At 40.2% G+C, this 16,287-nt stretch carries 27 protein-coding genes and 1 pseudogene; 14 read left to right on the forward strand and 14 right to left on the reverse strand.

What is annotated here, in order from left to right:
- Positions 1-389: 389 nt before the first annotated feature.
- Positions 390-1,121, forward strand: coding sequence for an excalibur calcium-binding domain-containing protein (locus tag H5092_RS17615; RefSeq protein WP_182734442.1), 732 nt, complete (start codon positions 390-392; stop codon positions 1,119-1,121).
- Positions 1,122-1,439: 318 nt separating this feature from the next.
- Here H5092_RS17615 and H5092_RS17620 read toward each other — a convergent pair whose 3' ends face one another.
- The 13 genes and pseudogenes from H5092_RS17620 to H5092_RS17680 all read right to left on the reverse strand — a co-directional run bounded on the left by H5092_RS17620 (position 1,440) and on the right by H5092_RS17680 (position 10,183).
- Positions 1,440-2,120: a hypothetical protein gene (locus tag H5092_RS17620; RefSeq protein WP_182734266.1), complete on the reverse strand. Its 681-nt coding sequence runs from the start codon at positions 2,118-2,120 to the stop codon at positions 1,440-1,442.
- 464 nt (positions 2,121-2,584) lie between these two features.
- Positions 2,585-3,757, reverse strand: a complete 1,173-nt coding sequence (locus tag H5092_RS17625; RefSeq protein ID WP_182734268.1) for a recombinase — start codon at positions 3,755-3,757, stop codon at positions 2,585-2,587.
- Entirely contained in the window at positions 3,758-3,979 is a 222-nt protein-coding gene (locus H5092_RS17630) for a hypothetical protein (RefSeq protein ID WP_182734270.1), read from the reverse strand. It lies immediately after the preceding gene.
- A 7-nt stretch (positions 3,980-3,986) separates the two neighbouring features.
- A complete protein-coding gene (locus tag H5092_RS17635) occupies positions 3,987-4,403 on the reverse strand; it encodes a hypothetical protein (RefSeq protein ID WP_182734273.1) in 417 nt (138 codons plus the stop codon).
- The gene (locus H5092_RS17640) at positions 4,400-4,723 is read right to left on the reverse strand and encodes a hypothetical protein (protein ID WP_182734275.1); all 324 of its coding nucleotides are present in this window, start codon (positions 4,721-4,723) and stop codon (positions 4,400-4,402) included. The genes H5092_RS17635 and H5092_RS17640 overlap by 4 nt, the downstream gene beginning before the upstream one ends.
- Positions 4,724-4,787: 64 nt before the next feature.
- A complete protein-coding gene (locus tag H5092_RS17645) occupies positions 4,788-5,420 on the reverse strand; it encodes an MT-A70 family methyltransferase (protein ID WP_182734277.1) in 633 nt (210 codons plus the stop codon).
- Between the two features lie 19 nt (positions 5,421-5,439).
- Positions 5,440-6,057, reverse strand: coding sequence for a single-stranded DNA-binding protein (gene ssb, locus H5092_RS17650; RefSeq protein ID WP_182734282.1), 618 nt, complete (start codon positions 6,055-6,057; stop codon positions 5,440-5,442).
- A gap of 153 nt (positions 6,058-6,210) precedes the next feature.
- Positions 6,211-6,447 carry a hypothetical protein gene (locus H5092_RS17655; RefSeq protein ID WP_182734286.1) on the reverse strand — a complete coding sequence of 79 codons (237 nt, stop codon included), beginning with the start codon at positions 6,445-6,447 and terminating at the stop codon, positions 6,211-6,213.
- A 59-nt stretch (positions 6,448-6,506) separates the two neighbouring features.
- Complete coding sequence (locus H5092_RS17660; protein WP_182734290.1) at positions 6,507-7,697, reverse strand: hypothetical protein; 1,191 nt, start codon at positions 7,695-7,697, stop codon at positions 6,507-6,509.
- Positions 7,698-8,253: 556 nt separating this feature from the next.
- A pseudogene (locus H5092_RS20900) lies at positions 8,254-8,638 on the reverse strand (Rad52/Rad22 family DNA repair protein); the annotation flags it as partial.
- Positions 8,639-8,642: 4 nt separating this feature from the next.
- Positions 8,643-8,936: a hypothetical protein gene (locus H5092_RS17670; protein WP_182734295.1), complete on the reverse strand. Its 294-nt coding sequence runs from the start codon at positions 8,934-8,936 to the stop codon at positions 8,643-8,645.
- Positions 8,937-9,088: 152 nt separating this feature from the next.
- Positions 9,089-9,526, reverse strand: coding sequence for a hypothetical protein (locus tag H5092_RS17675; RefSeq protein WP_182734297.1), 438 nt, complete (start codon positions 9,524-9,526; stop codon positions 9,089-9,091).
- 12 nt (positions 9,527-9,538) lie between these two features.
- A complete protein-coding gene (locus H5092_RS17680) occupies positions 9,539-10,183 on the reverse strand; it encodes a LexA family transcriptional regulator (RefSeq protein WP_182734299.1) in 645 nt (214 codons plus the stop codon).
- A 114-nt stretch (positions 10,184-10,297) separates the two neighbouring features.
- On the opposite strand from H5092_RS17680, the gene H5092_RS17685 reads away from it, so the two are divergent.
- Genes H5092_RS17685 through H5092_RS17695 form a run of 3 tightly spaced genes read left to right on the forward strand, consistent with a single transcriptional unit; the run spans position 10,298 to position 11,280 of the window.
- Entirely contained in the window at positions 10,298-10,510 is a 213-nt protein-coding gene (locus H5092_RS17685) for a Cro/CI family transcriptional regulator (RefSeq protein ID WP_182734303.1), read from the forward strand.
- Between the two features lie 12 nt (positions 10,511-10,522).
- Complete coding sequence (locus tag H5092_RS17690; protein WP_182734317.1) at positions 10,523-11,050, forward strand: phage regulatory CII family protein; 528 nt, start codon at positions 10,523-10,525, stop codon at positions 11,048-11,050.
- Positions 11,050-11,280, forward strand: a complete 231-nt coding sequence (locus H5092_RS17695; protein ID WP_121953875.1) for a hypothetical protein — start codon at positions 11,050-11,052, stop codon at positions 11,278-11,280. Before H5092_RS17690 ends, H5092_RS17695 begins: the two co-directional genes overlap by 1 nt.
- Here the strand turns inward: H5092_RS17695 and H5092_RS17700 are convergent.
- On the reverse strand, positions 11,277-11,597 hold the full coding sequence (locus H5092_RS17700) for a hypothetical protein (protein ID WP_121953874.1): 321 nt from the start codon (positions 11,595-11,597) through the stop codon (positions 11,277-11,279). The two genes, H5092_RS17695 and H5092_RS17700, sit on opposite strands and share 4 nt — an antisense overlap.
- Before the next feature lie 96 nt (positions 11,598-11,693).
- On the opposite strand from H5092_RS17700, the gene H5092_RS17705 reads away from it, so the two are divergent.
- From H5092_RS17705 to H5092_RS17750, 10 genes are read left to right on the forward strand one after another with little or no spacing between them, the layout of a single operon-like run.
- Entirely contained in the window at positions 11,694-11,909 is a 216-nt protein-coding gene (locus tag H5092_RS17705) for a hypothetical protein (protein WP_121953873.1), read from the forward strand.
- Between the two features lie 59 nt (positions 11,910-11,968).
- The gene (locus tag H5092_RS17710; RefSeq protein WP_182734321.1) at positions 11,969-12,877 is read left to right on the forward strand and encodes a replication protein; all 909 of its coding nucleotides are present in this window, start codon (positions 11,969-11,971) and stop codon (positions 12,875-12,877) included.
- Positions 12,877-13,455, forward strand: a complete 579-nt coding sequence (locus H5092_RS17715) for a hypothetical protein (RefSeq protein WP_182734325.1) — start codon at positions 12,877-12,879, stop codon at positions 13,453-13,455. The genes H5092_RS17710 and H5092_RS17715 overlap by 1 nt, the downstream gene beginning before the upstream one ends.
- The gene (locus tag H5092_RS17720; protein ID WP_182734328.1) at positions 13,452-13,865 is read left to right on the forward strand and encodes a hypothetical protein; all 414 of its coding nucleotides are present in this window, start codon (positions 13,452-13,454) and stop codon (positions 13,863-13,865) included. The genes H5092_RS17715 and H5092_RS17720 overlap by 4 nt, the downstream gene beginning before the upstream one ends.
- Before the next feature lie 9 nt (positions 13,866-13,874).
- Complete coding sequence (locus tag H5092_RS17725; protein ID WP_182734332.1) at positions 13,875-14,174, forward strand: hypothetical protein; 300 nt, start codon at positions 13,875-13,877, stop codon at positions 14,172-14,174.
- The gene (locus H5092_RS17730) at positions 14,174-14,626 is read left to right on the forward strand and encodes a recombination protein NinB (protein WP_182734342.1); all 453 of its coding nucleotides are present in this window, start codon (positions 14,174-14,176) and stop codon (positions 14,624-14,626) included. The genes H5092_RS17725 and H5092_RS17730 overlap by 1 nt, the downstream gene beginning before the upstream one ends.
- The gene (locus H5092_RS17735; RefSeq protein ID WP_182734345.1) at positions 14,613-14,915 is read left to right on the forward strand and encodes a DUF1364 domain-containing protein; all 303 of its coding nucleotides are present in this window, start codon (positions 14,613-14,615) and stop codon (positions 14,913-14,915) included. The genes H5092_RS17730 and H5092_RS17735 overlap by 14 nt, the downstream gene beginning before the upstream one ends.
- Positions 14,912-15,352 carry a hypothetical protein gene (locus tag H5092_RS17740; RefSeq protein WP_182734349.1) on the forward strand — a complete coding sequence of 147 codons (441 nt, stop codon included), beginning with the start codon at positions 14,912-14,914 and terminating at the stop codon, positions 15,350-15,352. The genes H5092_RS17735 and H5092_RS17740 overlap by 4 nt, the downstream gene beginning before the upstream one ends.
- Positions 15,345-15,539, forward strand: a complete 195-nt coding sequence (locus H5092_RS17745; protein ID WP_182734351.1) for a hypothetical protein — start codon at positions 15,345-15,347, stop codon at positions 15,537-15,539. Before H5092_RS17740 ends, H5092_RS17745 begins: the two co-directional genes overlap by 8 nt.
- 1 nt (position 15,540) lies before the next feature.
- Entirely contained in the window at positions 15,541-16,101 is a 561-nt protein-coding gene (locus H5092_RS17750) for a hypothetical protein (protein ID WP_182734353.1), read from the forward strand.
- Positions 16,102-16,287: the final 186 nt, after the last annotated feature.

Consider the following 16,287-nt stretch of genomic DNA (forward strand, 5'->3'; position numbering starts at 1 on the left):
ATGAGAATTTTTTAACACAGGTAGCGACAAGTTTAGCTCCGCAAAATGATTAAGTATTATAGCGGATTGGTATTAATGGTCGGTATGGAGAGATTCGAACTCTCGACCCCTGCCACCCCATGTTACCGTGCTGAATACTGTTAAGTTGTTGATTTTATTTGTTTTATTCTGTTTCTGTGTATATAAAAACAGTGCTTTAAGTGCGTTCTTTGCAAAATACGTATTTAACGAAATCAATATGTTATATTTCATTTTACCACAACATAAATCATTTAAATTAAGTTTTTACCGTTTCTGCTAATGACTATTTTCCCCAAATTTTCGAGAGCGATCGTCTAGCTGTCGTATACTGTTTATTTATCAATTATCGCAAATATAAGAACATATACATGAAGCACTTAGTAACATTGTTTTTTATCACCACATTTTCAATATACTCATATGCTGATCAGAGCATTTGGAATGGCCTTGTTGTTGAGCCAGAGTACAGATGCTCACCCTACGATAAAAAAGCCCAATACCCTTATTCTCAGAGTGTAGAGGATGACATTGTGCAAAGTATGGGGGGCTTAGTGTACGGGCCATATACTGGACGGTACTTTGATCATGATACTATGACAGATATAGAACATATTGTTGCAGCATCAGAAGGTCATGATAGTGGCCTATGTAGTGCAAATGAAAATAAGCGAAGACAGTTTGCAACAGATCTTTTAAACCTAACTCTTGCGGCACCTAAGATTAATCGATGCAGTACAGGAGGAAAGTGTGGTTTTGACCCTTCAGAATGGTTGCCTGAAAAAAACGAATGCTGGTTTGCAAATAGAGTTGTTGAAATAAAAACAAAATATGAGCTCAGTGTAGATACAGAAGAAGCTAATACCTTAGAGGCTGTATTATCTAAATGTGATAGTTTTGAAATGATTTTTTATCCTGATGAAGGTGCTGGTCATAAACATCCACCGGTAATCGTTAATGTACTCACACTATATGATACTAATATGAATGGGCGAATCACCTGCTCAGAAGCGAGAGAGCATGGTATTGATCCAGTTCATTCTGATCATCCTGCGTATGAGTATATGAGCGATCGTGATGGGGATGGAAAGGTATGTGAATAAATCAATTTGTAAGTTTATTTATTGCATTAGATATATTTAGTCGCTTATATTTGAATTTACAGATTTGACGAATAAGTTTGGTTTATATGATATCTGACAGACAGCTATGAGCGAGAAGCAGACGGTCGGTTAAACTCGTTTTTGGACAAGAACATATTAGAGTATTAAAATCATAATTCTTAATATGATGCTATTCGTGAGCCAAACACCTTTCCTCCTACTGTATTAATTCGTTTTGCTAATTTAGTAAATTAAAAGATTTAGCAATAAAAAAAAGCTAACATAAATGCTAGCTTTTCACACTTGAATTTAGCTACTCTAATTATAAGAACAGGTAGGACAAGGCTTAGAAATAACGCTCTCTCTCCAAGCGCCCGAAAAGTTATTGTATCTCCACACTTCGGTAGAAACTTTATCATTTGTGGAATTCTTGACAAACTCAACTTTGAAATCAGTGTACTGACTTATGCCCGCATTAACTGCACCTTGATAAACACTGAGACCCAACGCAATACCTCCTCCCGAAGTTGTTCCACCACTACATGCTTCTTCACAAAAAATTGTTATTGTTTCCATATCTTCATCTGTATCGAAAGTACTAATACCTCCACTGAAAAGATCTGAATCAAAAGCGACAGCCATATGAGCAATGAATGGGTCTAACTTTGATACAGAGATACCGAAATAGTTAGCAAATTTTGTTTTTTGTTCATTCATCGCTTGATTCAATTCTTTTTCTGAATAATTCTCCGGCGAAATAAATTCAGGAACCTCATAAATTAGTTGCATATCAGGAGTAGATGAGCCTGAGTTTAATCTCATGAATTGATCCGCAGCGTATTTATAGGCTTTTTCAGATAAACCCAAAGTTTTACTATTATAAGTTATATTACTTTTTATTTGTGATACTGGATTAGTAGGTTCAATTGTTGTTTCCGCATTAACACTAAAAGTGCCAATAAAAAGTATTGCAGAAGCTAGCTTATAAAAGATTGTCATAATAAAGTCCTTAGTAAATTAACAATATGTTCATTATTCAACAAATAAAAACCTATATTAATACTTGTTAATTGTCAACATAGGGCAACATTTACTTAACAAGCTTCTAATCTTAGTCTCCTACATTTGTCATAGACTAGATCTAAATTAAACCCTGTTCTTAGTTAGTAGCTATAATGTAAAAAATTGAGAAACTTACTAAAAGTTTTACGTTGGTAGGTGTAGTTATCATACTCTCGGCGGGTATTCGACGCAGGCCAATATTTCGGTAGTCTATATAGAAATATAAAAGATTACCAATCATGGTAGATTAAAATGAATCAGAATTTCTTCACCAAGACTCATCATTTTAGAGTGAATTTAAATCGTTAAAGGCCTGCACTAACTCGTTAAGGGGCAGAAACGAGTTACGGCTTATAGTCGGCTCATGGCACTGAACAGTCATTTGATTAACTATAATTGATTTAATTAATTAGGACTTTGAGATGAGGCACCTGAATCCACTCAACCTCTTTACCGAAGCTAGTATATATCTTTGTTGATTTACTGTCTGAATGTCCCATACGCTCTTGTGGGCTGACTCCTTGAGATTCAATCAACCTTGCTGCCATGCCTCTTATTTCATGGTAAGTAGGGCGTTCATCTTTAGATAAATTAGAAAATAGCTCTAATTTATCTCTAACATTTGAAAATTCACGGCTTATGTTGTGACTAACAATCTGCGTAATATGTTTAACTTCCTTGCTCATTGGATTAGAGCTGGTCTTAGGTAGCTTATGCACTACGTAAGGCGAAGTTATGTTATCTCGGCTTGTGTCGATTATATCTTTTATTGTTTGGCCTATTGGGATCACAACGTGTGATGCCTCTGACTTGTGTGTTTTTTGACGATGTATAGCTAACTCACCATAGATTGTGTCATCAACAACGCTCTTAGGTTCGGGATACCAAATACAACCGCAGCGGCCTTGCTCTGCTTTATTTATTTTATACTCGATTCGGGATATTTCTAAAACTGCATGCGTAGTCTGAAGTGTTAAATCCATTGCAGTTTTAAGCCAGAGTGGGGCAGCTTCGCGGATCAGAATAAATGACTTAACATCAAGTGCTTTGCGCTTTTTAGCTTCTTTTGGTCGTTTAATTTTAAGCTTTGCTGGGTTTTCTTTCATTTCACCAATATCTTTTGCGTAATCGAAAACCAATTCTAAAAAGCCTAATTTTCGGTTGTATACATTGTTGCTAGCCGTACCGTGAAACTTTTCCATATAATCGGTTACTGTACCAAGATCAATTTGATTACCAGGCATATTAAAATAGTCTTTAACGCGAGTTATATCGTTTTTCCATGTAGATAAAAGACTCTTACCAGGTGTCTTATCTGTAATCATACGTTCAATGATTGCATCACAATGCTCTGCAAGTGGTGATGATTTACTATCACCAGATAAAATAACATCAAGAATAGAGGCACGCTTTAGGCGGTTATACTCATTAGCGATGATAATTGCCTCAGTTCTATTTTTACTTATAACTTTGCGAGTTCCATTAGTTAAGGTTAAGCGATAACCTTTGCCGCTTTCAAAGTATAAGTAGGGCGGGAGATCCCTATTGTTATTGTTTCTTTTCCTTGGTGCCATTTAACTGTTCGCCGCTAGTTCTAATGCAATTGAGTGTGCTTTGTTGATCGATCCAGGTACTTGGTCATCATATACATAGGCATGTTGACCAGGTCCAATTAATTCACCTTTCACTGTGCCTTCAATCACCCAGTTGCGCAAGCAGCGCTGATTAGGCATTGACTCAGGTGAAAAGTGTTGTTCAGCCCATTTACGCGCTTTCATTAGTTTTGCTTTACTCATAAATCACCTATGCTAATTTTTTATCAAAATCTGGGTTCATAGCTCTATAACAAGCCGACTTCATACAGCCCTTTGCATTGTTAAGGGCTGTGTTTAGCTCTTCACGTGTATCAGGTACGCGACACTCAAAATTACTGCGCTCAACACCGTTGTAAAAATTCCACTGCATACGTGGTTCATCACTACATACATCGTTGGCGTAAATATTAAGTCTGTACCCAACGCTCTTTTCCGGTACACAATCAGCGGCATCTTTTAGTAAGTCGGCCAAGTATGCTTTGTGCGACACGTTAGGCTTACCGCTTTGAAGTAGCGCCCAAGCGAATGAATAAACGTAGTCGTTTAGGTCAATTTCACCGCCTTTTTGCTCTCTTAATTTGAAGCCATGCTTTAGAGCTAGGGCTTTGATTTTTGCATTGTTCATTGTTTCACTCCATATGGCACAGCTCTATTTTCAACTTCAACAGGGATAACATCAGGATGTGCTGAATACTTCGGGCAAATTTCTGTACCAAATTGTTTGCCACCTTGTTTTTTACATACCCCTACTTGAGTTGTTAGTAATGACTTTCTAAATATTCCAGACTTTAACAGCGGGTGCTGATCATCTTCTTCCCACCCGATATGCACAAAATAAGCACAACTAACACATGCTTTTGGCATTCCAATTTTTGAACAGTAGCTTGTTATTTCTTTTGTTGCTGGTGACTCAATTGGCGCTTCGAAATTAAATTGCACTTGCATGGCTCACTCCTTAGTTTGGTTAGTGCATACCAGGTATGCGCTCTACGTTTTACTTGTGGTTTCATTAGGCGGCTTTTGCTTTTTTATTAAGCTTGCCAACTTCATTACCCCAAACGGTCCAGCCCTTAACGCGCTTTCGAGAAAACAACTCTACGCGAGGAACGTCACCGGCCAACTCAAAACACGCCTCTCTAAACTCGTTTGGCTTTTCGCTATGCACGCCGATAGGGTAGGCACCTGCAAAAACGCCACGGCCTAGTATTTCGTCTAGGCTTTCGGTGTCGTAATTACCAACTGCACGCACTGAGCGACTAGCAACTTTTGGCTTTCCTTTAACTGCAATAATGGCCGACTCGCTACCGGCACGAGTCCAAAACCCCATACCAAAAAGTGGGTTGTTGTTTATGGTTAGCTTGTTCCATACAAAGCCATTCATATTTTTAAGCGTAAAGCCCCATGCTTTAACAACGTCCAGGGCTTCTTGCGGCATTGCACCTACGTACCACATAACCAAGATACAATCGTCTGCGGCTATATCATCAATAGGCATAGCTTTTAGCTCGTCTACGCTCATTGTTGATTTGTACTGGTGCGCTGCGCCGCTTGTCATAGTTCCACCTGTCTTTTTATTGCCAAACTGCCAAGCAGGATCGCAGTAAATAAGATTAAATTTTTTGCCTTTGAATTGTTCAAACATAGGGATTTCCTTATATCATTTAGAACGGAATATCATCATCGTAAAAGTCATCACCAGGACTCATAGGATTAGATGCGCCGCCTTGCTGCCCGCCGTTCATGTACTGATTATTAGTTACACCTTGGTTCTGCTTTGGCGCAAAACCACCTTGCTTTTGGTTGTTTTGAGCGTGACCACTTTGCTGCTGTTTGTTCTGGCCCTGGTTATTCCCCTGGTAAGAACTGTTACTGTTTTGGTAAGAATTATTACCTTGTGTGCTTTGGTTGCTTTGCTGTCCAAGGCCTTGCTGTCTTTGGCCAAGCATTTGCATTTGACCTGTAAAGCCATCGACTACAATTTCAGTCGTGTAACGTTCAATGCTTTGTTGGTCGGTCCATTTACGCGTTTGAAGTTTTCCTTCAACGTAAATTTGTGAACCTTTGCGGCAGTATTCGCCCACAACTTCCGCTAATTTTCCAAAGAAAATAACGCGGTGCCATTCGGTTTTTTCTACCATTTGACCAGTGTTTTTATCCTTGTAGCTGTCGCTAGTCGCAAGACTGATTTTCGCTACCGCATTGCCGTTAGGCATGTAACGAACGTCAGGATCTTCGCCCAAATTACCCACTAAAATTACTTTGTTCACACCTCTAGCCATGACTGACTCCTTACTTGGTTGTTATTAAAACAATAATGGAAACGACTAAAACGCGAGCGCTGTTTATTGCAACCATCTTTATAAAATCTCTACGCTTTTGCTTTTCTAAAGCGCTTGAGCTGTTGCCTTTAATTGCCATGTAGTCATGCATCATTAAGCTGCTCGCTTGAACTTCATTACTGGTCTAATGCCGCCAAGATCTAAAATGATGTTGTTCATCTTTGCGCAAACGTTGAATGCAAGAGAGCGCCTTGTTGTAAAATTACTACCAGGTAATGCCCATCCAGATTCGCCATTAACTTCACATGCGACAATAGTTGCTTGGCCTACGCGAATATCTTTAAAATCTTCTCTTGCTGCTACTAGTCGTGGAACGCGTAATGCTTTCATATAAACCTCATTTAAAAGAGCTTGCGCCCGTAGGCGCTTGCTCGGTCGGAGTTGGGAACTTACGCTGCGTGTGCTTTGTTTAAGCGCTGCTCTAATACTTCGATGTAGCTTTCAGCTAGGTCTAGCTGGTCGCAAATGCGGTCTAGCTCATCATTGTCTGCTCGGTCCTGGCTGCTCGGCCATGCTGAAAGAGGCATGTAGTTAATAGGCGCACTAGTATTTTCAAACATTGTTGATTTAAAGCTATTACCAAGTAGCGGCTGCTCGTTTTGGTCTAACATACGATTTACTTCGGTTAGTGCTTCATGCTCTTGCTGCTCTATAGGAGTGCTTTGCTCAATTGGCTCGTGGTTCACTTGAACTTGTGGTTCTGGATCTGTAGTAACAGCGATAGACTCAAGCTGTAGCTTTTGTTGGTGCATCATTTTTAGCTGTTGGATTACTTGAGCTAACACTTGGATAACTTCATCTAAGCGATTGCCAAACTTTTCATTGGTAGGCGTGAAGGTATCCAGCTTTTCGATGCGAGCGGCTATCTCTGCGCTAGATTTATCAAAGTAATTCATAGGGTCGGCGCGCAAGTTGTTAATGCGAGCCTCTATCTCTTGAGCTTGCTTTTGTAAGCGCTCTTGCTGTGCAATGGCTTCTTGTTGAATGCGTAATTGTTCGCGCTCTGCTGCAACTGCTTCTGCTGCTTTAGCTGCTTGATACATGTTGTTAAGCGTTTCTAAGATGCCTTTTTTAGTGTCGATAGCTTCGTGAATAAGCTCTTTATCAAACGATTCGGTATCAACAAGATCAACGGCTTCGATTGTGTCAGCAATAAACTGTGAACCTTGATTTTTGCATTGGTCAACAAAGCTGCCCATTTGCGCTATTTCATCACGTTGCTTATTTAAAAATTGTTCACGCTCTTTGGCTATGCGTGCAGCTTCTTCTTTGCGATGTTTATCTTCAAGTAAAAAAGCTTCAACAGTAGGCGCGTAAATAGCCTCTACTTTTTTAACCAAGTCATCACCATAAGTTTTAAGTTCTTTACTAAATCCAATGCGGCGCTCGTTAATAGACTTAACAAGTTTGTTGAACTCTGCACGAATAGCGCGAGCTTGTTTAAATTGTTCATCGTCTGACATATCAAGAGAAAACGATTTAGGATACTTCTTGCGCAAATCTGCAAGGCCTTTTTTGGTTAAATCTTCTTGGTATACAACTTCAACCAAGTCGGTTGCTGTGCTTTGATTAGTAGCCATGGTTATACTCCGTTTCTTAGTTTGTTTAGCGCCTCTGTATGCGCTTGGTTGATTTGAGCTACAAAGCTACTGCTATCTACTTTGGTTGCTCGGCAATGACCTTTGAGCTCTTGTAACAAGTGCTTATGGTTCAGGGTTAATACTGATTCGTTCTCTGCTGTGACAATGCGGTCTTTGATAGATTGATTTAGCCAGGAGTGAAATTTCTTATTTGCGTTTAAGCTATTTTCTTGCTCTCTAGCTTCAAGTTCTGCTTTTTTGCGATCTTTAATTTCAATCGCCTTGTCGCGTATATCTATGCGATTAACGACAGCTGCAAATTTATAAGCCTGCTCGTAATGTTCGCGCAGTGTTAATAGGCTGGTTGCTTGCTCGATAGCATCTAGGTACTTATCAAACTTAGCTTTAGGTAGCGCCCAGTCAGGAAGTTCAGGCGGGAACCACTCGGCGCTCATTCTAGGGCCGTTTTTATTGCCCTTACTAAGCGGTATGTTGATAAACTCACCGTTAGCTACAAATCGACTTTCAACCGGTGCACATGTTGCAAACTCGGTATCAAGTGAGTAAAGGTAACGACCAATGCCAAATTGAACCGCTGTGCGCTTCATAGCGCCAGATAAAGCGCCTTTTAATGCTTCGATTTGCGAATACTCTGAACCGTCCCATTTAGTGATCCACTTATCGCCAAAGCGAATACTTAAACCACACAAGTAACCTTTGCCGCCGGCGGCTTCTGTGTAGGTGTTTTCCCATCCATCTATACCAACAACATCATCAAGGCGCTGCTGAATTGCGCGGTTAGTGATGTAAGGGATAACCATTACCCATGGCTTACTCTTGCCAGATACGCCACTTTGTTGCACACGCCATTCGATATCGTGGGCTTCAAACGGGTCGGCTAATAACCGTTGGATCTCTGCTGCTGTTTTTGTGTTGCTCATTGATCTAGCTCGCTAGTAACGTAGGAAGGTTAAATGTGCCAATGCGTTTAAAGCTGCGTACTTCGCTTAGTATTACTTGAAGCTGTTCTGCCGCATCGTGATCAGTTAGGAAAACAATCCAAGACTTTTCAGCTTTGCCGTCTATGTAAACAAATACACTGATAGACGGGTCCGTTGCGCATGTAACTACGTTTACGTGTGAGCGATTTCTATAACAAAATGACTCTACAGAGAGAGAAGCTATAAGCGTTTTTGTTTCAAGTGATAATCGACTAGTGGTTTGAGTGTTGTTTTCCATTTTCGCCTCAAGGTTCGTTTTTCTAAACTTTGACATTAGTTTATATAACTATACTTAATTGTCAAATTAAAAGTTCACAAAACTAAACTTGTTGCTAATGAAAAAACGCCTTATGGGGCGCTATCTGCTTTTATAAGGGAATTTAGGGTGGGTTACTGAATTATTTTTCTTTTTAAAGCCTCTTTTAAAAGTGTTTTTTCGTTTTCGCTCAAATCTCCGTTGGCGCATTGATTAAGAGATTCGTAAATAATTTCTTTATGTTTGCAATCGTTTCCACTAACCGTATTTAGCTGCTCGATCAATAGATCATTGTATTTACTATTTAGTTGTTGTTTTTTTTCTTTTTCAGACAATGAATATCCAGCTAAAAGGCCAAACGAAATAATCAAGCATACGCTTTGAAATAGTGGGGAGTTAAATTTGCTCCTGAACATTATTGGCGATGATGCCGCAATTAATGCGGCTACAGTAATAGTAACAAACGAACCAAGCCATACGGTTGCAGACTCAGTGTCATTTACATTAAAATCATTAATTATAAAGCTCGTCACTGCTGCAGAAATAATACCTGTAAAAATCTTACCTTTCATGATTATTCCTTTTTAGAAATCCTGTATTACCTGCTTAACTACACCAATAATTGTGCAGTTACCGTTTATGGGCATAGTGGGGTAGCTATTATTAAAAGGCTTAAGGTATTTTGAGCCGCCATCAATAACAAGCTGCTTCAATGTAGCTTCATTACTATCCTCAAGCCTCGCTACAATAACCTTTCCATGCTCTGCTGATAAATTTGGGTCAACAATTATCACAGAGCCTTCCGGAATTGACTTTCCTCCAGTATTACTCGTCATGCTGTCACCTTTAACTCTCAATGCAAAAGAGTCATCACTTACATTGGCAGTGTGCTGGTAGTAGGTTATCCCTACATCTTCCCTGATCATATTCACATCAATTTCCTTCCACTTCCCAGCTTGCACCCATGATATAAGAGGAGCCTTTCCCCTTAAGTCAGGGCCTAACTCTAATTCAAGGTTTTTATTAGGTGAACCTTTACCCTCGATTAGCCATGTCAAATTACAGCGCAAAAACTTAGCCAGTCTAATTGCATTTTCACCACCTGGTTTCGTAACGCCGTTACGCCACTGGCTTACGGTTCCTTTTGATACATTTAGTTTATTAACAATATCAATTCCTTTGATACTTGTAGCTTTCATTTGTTGTTCAAGCCTGTCCTGAAAAGTCATGAGCTTACTCCTTAGTATAGATAACTAAACATAATACTACCTTGGCGGTTTGCTTTCCTTGACTTGTAAATGTTCATAAAACTATACTCTACAGATATATTTTAGGAGGTTCATATGAAAACCCAAGACGCAGTTGATTTCTTTGGCGGTAAAGCAAAGTTAGCCAACGCATTTAATCCGCCTATAACGAAAGGCGCGATTACCCCGTGGGTAAAAGCAAAACGCATACCGCGAGGTAGAGCTTTTGAGCTTCAACTTATTACCGGTGGCAAATTGAAAGTCGATCTATCTGTTTATGAAGATAGTCATCCGCAAACCGCAGCATAGGAGAAACTATAAATGCTTTTATCTAAAAAGAGTACGAGAAACGCTAAGCCTAGCGCTCGATGCCCACTTGCAGCAGCGGCAAGTATTGCGAGTGACTTTAATGTGTCTGAAATTGCGCGCGTCATGGCTAAGTCACCAACAACACTTAGCAATAAGCTAAATACAAATATTGATTCGCATGTATTAACACTGCAAGAAGCAATTGCTATTCAGAATATCACTAATGACAGTCGAATTTTAAACGCCTGGGCCTATAGCGAAGGCAAGACTGTTATTGATTTACCAGAAGTGGGCTTATCTGACGATGAATTAGCCGATCAGGTTTTGCATTTGCAAGAAACTATTGGCGACTTTGCTAAAACCTTTCGCTTGGCACGACAAAAAGGCGTGATCACGCAATTAGATTTTAATGCCATTCAGAAAAATACCCTTTCTATTATTTCTACAGCTTTGCAGCTTAACGCTGAAATTGAACAGATGGTTAGGCCTGATCCTAATGAACCAGTGGCAGCTAAGTCAGCATCGTTGAAGGTGGCGTGATGAGTGATAAGAGCAAAGAGTTAACCGAAAAAGAGCTTCGCGAAAAAGACATTGCGAGCTGGAAGAGTTATGACAGCAAGGTCGATGAAATTGCATCGTTAATTGAAAAAGAAGCGGCTCTACATGGATTACATAGCCGCTCTTATATTGGGTTTGTATCAGACGTTGCTGCTTATGCGTTGGAAAAGCAAAACATAAGAGTAAGCACCTTAGTAATTGTAAATGACTAGCAACCCACTTTGCCTTGTTCGTAAACGGAAGGGGTCTTTTTGATTTCTCTTATGAGGTCGATATTTAGAAGTGATAGGCCTTTTTCGGTTATTAGGTAGGCGGTGTAGCCTTCAGCTCTGACTTCCATAGTGGTTAGAAACTTATTTTCAACTAAAAAATGAAGCGTTGGCTCAAGCAGTGGACCATCAAGCTCACGGTCAAAAGTGGGTTCATTATAGCTCTGAGGTTTGATGGTTAAAGGTAGTGGGAATTGCTCAGCAAGTTTATTTAATAGTGGCTTTGCAATTTTATTAAAAGAAGAAATATCGAATTTCATGTTTTTGTCCTTTTGTTTGTTGGTTTAGTAATTCGCACTTGCATGCTAGCAGACAAAAGGGCGCTTTTTAATCAGTTTTAATTTTAGGTTTTATTTATGGATTTAGCAGATAGCGCACAGCAAGAAATGGAGCACCACGAAGCGCTCCAGATTGCGAACTTAAAGCGCCCAGAAGTAGTGCCAACAGATGAATGTATTGAGTGTGGTAGTGAAATTCAAGAGGCGCGTAAAAAGGCGATAAAAACAAATTTGTGTATTGGTTGCGCAGAAATGCGCGAGTTACGTAGCAGAAACTACGCAACTCGCAGGTAAAACAAAACCCGCATCAGCTTAGGAGGCACGATAGCGGGTTTCAATTTAGCGAGATAATTATGAACAATTTAGCAGAAGTTTACAAGTTCCCTGATAAACGAGGGGACGAAATTAATCAACATGACACAGGTGGTTATGTGAAGGCAGATATTGAGCAAGGCTATGACAGGCTAGCCCAAAAGCTAACTGACACACTTGCAAACCCACCGGTAAAGCTAAGTGCGCGAGAGTATCAAATTGTATTTGCTGTGATCAGTAAAACGTACCGCTGGCAGAAAAAAAATGATTGGATGACGAATACACAAATTAGCAGTTTGACCGGAATTGATAGCACGAATATCGGGAAAATAATTAAAGGTTTGATCGCTAAGAAAGTGTTATTTCGTGACGGTAAAAACACTGGAATCAACCCTGTTGTTAGCGATTGGCAAGAAATAGACACTAGTCAAAAACAACTAAAAACTAGTCAAAACCGACTAGTTGAAAGCACCCCTAAAACTAGTCAAAACCGACTAGCTAACTCGTCAAAAACGACTAAAAAACTAGTCGAAAATGACTGCCACATAAGAAAAGAAACTAATACAAAAGATAATATTAAAAAAATAAACAAAAAAAGTTTGCTCGAATCTTTAGATTTTTCTACTTGGCCAACCATGCCTAGCAATCAAATTTTTGATGATTGGATTGCTATGCGTAAATCCAAAAAAGCGAGCGTTAGTCAAACCGTGATTAACAATTTTGGGACTCAGTTTCAAATTGCTTGCCAAAACGGACTCAGTGTCGATGAATGTTTATCCGAGTGCATAACGCGAAACTGGCAAGGTTTTAAATATTCTTGGATAGCCAATTCAAATCAAAAGTCATCGCAGAGCTTTGGCAGTCAATCTAGCTTCGTTGGCGATCAATTGGCTGCTTTGCAGCAGTCAGTGGCCCACATTCCAACACCGCACGATGATGAGGTGCTTTGATGAGCACTCAAGTTTCAACGACCCACAGCACCGACAAGCGGCAGACTAACGATGTGCTGGTTAAGCTGATCAGCGATGAGGTGTTGCCATCACTAAAAGCGTACTACCCAAACAGTGATTTTAATTGGCGCGGAAACCTTGTTTTGTTTGCAAATGAATATGCTGGGCAGCTTTACGGCATGGGAATTATCGCTAAGTACGTAAGAGCTGCGTTAGATATGGCGCGTTTACTTTCAACAAGCGAGAGACACGCACCAAATCCAATTGAATTTAAAATTTTATGCCTGCAGGCGAAGGGCATGCCAACGCTCGATAGTTGCATGAGCGAGATAAACGAACAGCGCAATAAAAATTACGGAAAAGACAAGGAGTGGTCAGAACCTTTAGTTTATTGGCTTAACCAGCACATTGCTGCAGCGCGATCAACGATGGCTGATAGTGCATGGAAGAAGATGGCTAAAAACCGTTACACGGAATTGGCTGATAAGTATGGCAAAGGTGAGCTAAGCCCAATACCACTGAAAATAGAATATAACGCACCGCCGGCCTATTTGAGATATGCGGGGGTGGGGCAATGAAATCATACGAGCAAGATCAAAAACAATTTATTCGAGCCTTAAAAGAAATTTTAGGTGTTCACTATCAAGCCGCTTTAGCAGATGCGAAGCAAGCAAAATTCGCAGCCCTGGACGGAATTAAAAAACCGACACCAAAGCAATTAGGCTTTGCAACCGCAGAGGCCAACCGCGCAATGGCCCGCGCCGCTAAAGCGTGTGGTGTTGATAGTGTACCGCAACACATTAAAGACAAAAAAGAGCAGGGTAGAAATCACCACGCTTTACAAGCAATAACTAAGCAAGCAGCCAGGCAAAGCAATATTAAGGCTAATCCGGGTAACTTTACATCGAGCAAAGTGCCAGTTAATCAAGGCTATTCACTTAATGCAGAGCTAGATAAAACATTCAACAACGCAAGAAAAACAGCTTAGGAGCAAACCATGACTATTAAAAAAAGCACACTTACTCAGTTATCACCAGCAGGCGAGATTTTTTGTGATGGATTTATCGCTAACGCAAAGCCACAGGCAGCAAAAATTATTCAAGATGGTGCACAGGTAAGCCACGATGCAGCATTTGCCAATTTAACAAAGTCAGTTGCCGTACTCGCTGAAAAAAATTGCTTAACGAACGAGTTGCGCGATTCATTCCTATCAATTGGTGCTTACATTCTAGTGCATGCGCAAAAGGCGGCAGTGAAAGAGCAAGAAAAAGCCAAGAAGCAAGATAAGGCCGCGTAATGAGTAAGAAAGTAGTAACCGTTACTAACGCCCAATACTTTATGCCTCAAATTGGGCAAGCGGTAAGGGCGCTTTTAAAGCAGGGCAAAAACGTTGTTGTTGAGTTTAAGGAGCACAAAGCCAAGCGCTCTTTGGCTCAAAACCGTTTGCTTTGGCTGTGGAACCAGATAATTGCTGATTATTTTCGCGAGCACTACGGGCAAGAAAATAGTTCAGAGGACGTACACGAAGTATTTGTGCGTAGAAAGTTTGGTGTAAAAGTTATTCAAGCTGGCAACGAGGAACCAATAATCGTGCGCAAGCGAACGCGCAAGCTAAACATAAAAGAGTTTTGCGAGTATCTAAATTGGTTAGAGCAATACTGCGCTGAATATTTAGAGCTTTTACTACCGCAACCAGATGATCTTTATCACTTGGCTATGTATGGGGAGTCAAACAATGTCGCTCATTAGTAAAAAGATAAGAAATAGCGCACGCGGCCAGCAATGCCAAGTGCGTATACCAGGCGTATGCAACCGCAACCCCGAAACAGTTGTACTTGCTCATGTTGGCAAGGGTTCAGGCATGGGCCAGAAGTGTGACGATATTCACGCCACTTACGCATGCTCAGCGTGTCACGATGCTATAGATGACAGAGTAAGAGTGAATACACCGCAAGTTATTAGGCTTTATGCGTATGACGGCATGGTTAGAACGCAAAAGCTTTTACTCGAGCAAGAATTGATACAGGTGGCTAAATGAATTTAACGATAGGCATTGATCCCGACTTTGTTAAAAGTGGTGTTGCTGTTATTCACGGCAAAGAAATAATTCATCTTGAGTCACTAAGCTTTGTAAATATGTTCGAGTACATAGCAGCAGTAGGGCCAAAAGAGAATATTTTAATAAAATTAGAGAACCCAAGCGCCATAAAGCCGCTGTTTGGCGCAAAGATAAAAAACAAACGCGCTGTACGAGAAAAAATCTGCCAGGACGTAGGTAAGTGTAAAGCGACAAGCTCGCTAATTCAGCAAGTATTAGAAAGCCAGGGATATAAAGTAAAGTTAATTGCACCACTAAAAGGCCCGGTAAAGCGAGAAGCTAAAAAAAGCGATAAGTATTTCAACCAAATTACAGGTTGGAAAGGCAGAAGCAACGAAGATAAGCGCGATGCTGCTTTGGTGGCGCTTTATGGATGATAAACCATTAAAGCTAAAAATGACTCACGCGCAGCATGTATACGGATGGATGCTAAAGCGAGGCGGAATTGAAACTTTTGATTTATCTTGGCCGTGTTTAGCGCTTGAAAGTTTACTCGCTAAACCCGCAGATTTCAAAGCTCACAGAGAAGTTATTGATATATTCAAGCGTATGGGAGTGAGATAATATGCAGCCAATAAAGTTACTATCTAAGCTATCGACTAAAACACTTAATCTCACTGGTACGTTTGGTGGTAGTGGGCAAGACGTTATTGATTGGCGAACGGCAGCCCATGCTTTAGCCGGTTTGCCACAATGCCAAACAAATTGGGCTTACTTTCGTTATGTAGGGGAAGAAACACGGCTTAATCGTGTTGTACGCTCGCTTACTATGCACATAACGTTATTCGTAAAGATAAAGCAGTACAAAGTTAAACCGGAAACACTAAACGGTATAGTAATGGCTGCAATACATGAATTTGTGCAACCTGTATGTGGTGAATGTGATGGTAGTGGTTTAGTGCCAGGGCAAAAGGCGACTAACCTTAACGCTGAAATATGTATTAAATGCTACGGCCGAGGCAGAAAGACAGTATCAACCCGTAGCAGATGCAAGATTATAGGTATCGGGCATAAAAGCTACACTGATAGCCATGATGACATTACGAAAGAGCTACTGCGTTTAATAGCTTGCTGGGAAAGCGATATATTTAAGAATATACGCGTAAAAATGGAGGACGTTGCTTAGCGTAAGGTATTTGGTTGGAGTTAGTTCTAATCTAAGCATTGCGTACTAAGAGTATTTCCGCAAATTAAAGTGCGCAATGTGCGCATTCCTAAGTTGTTGATATTTTTTATAATAAGAAAAATCAACTACACTTACTGCGCATATGAACGATTAAATACGTAAAATGCGCAGCTTTAATTTGGAGTA

Origin of the sequence: Pseudoalteromonas sp. SR41-7 (assembly GCF_014163935.1) — a bacterium.
In the GTDB taxonomy this organism is placed as follows: domain Bacteria; phylum Pseudomonadota; class Gammaproteobacteria; order Enterobacterales; family Alteromonadaceae; genus Pseudoalteromonas; species Pseudoalteromonas distincta.